This window comes from Pseudomonas sp. A-1 (genome assembly GCF_004801855.1).
Taxonomy (GTDB): Bacteria; Pseudomonadota; Gammaproteobacteria; order Pseudomonadales; family Pseudomonadaceae; genus Geopseudomonas.
Map to the genome: position 1 here is coordinate 1 of NZ_SSTC01000007.1, position 273 is coordinate 273.

A 273-nucleotide genomic window follows, 5' to 3' on the forward strand; every position below is an offset into this window, starting at 1 on the left:
CACGCTGTCGGCGTTGCCCAAGAGGAACGCGGCATCGTCGGCCGAGCCGCTCTTCACCGGGCGCTGCTCCTGGCTGCCGGCCACGGCCGCGCCGGCTTCGGCGCCGAAGCCGCCGAGGATCACGTTGAAGAACGAGCGGTTCATCGCCTTGCACATGATGTAGGAGAGGATCGCGCCCGAGGAACCGACCAGCGAACCGGCGACGATCAGCATCGAGTTGTTCAGCGAGAAGCCGATGCCGGCCGCCGCCCAGCCCGAGTAGCTGTTGAGCAT

1 protein-coding gene is annotated in these 273 nt (G+C 67.4%); it reads right to left on the reverse strand.

Annotation, left to right across the window (positions count from 1 at the left end; translation table 11 throughout):
- On the reverse strand, positions 1–273 hold a 273-nt coding region (locus E5198_RS02495), incomplete at both ends, for an NAD(P)(+) transhydrogenase (Re/Si-specific) subunit beta (protein ID WP_136488438.1).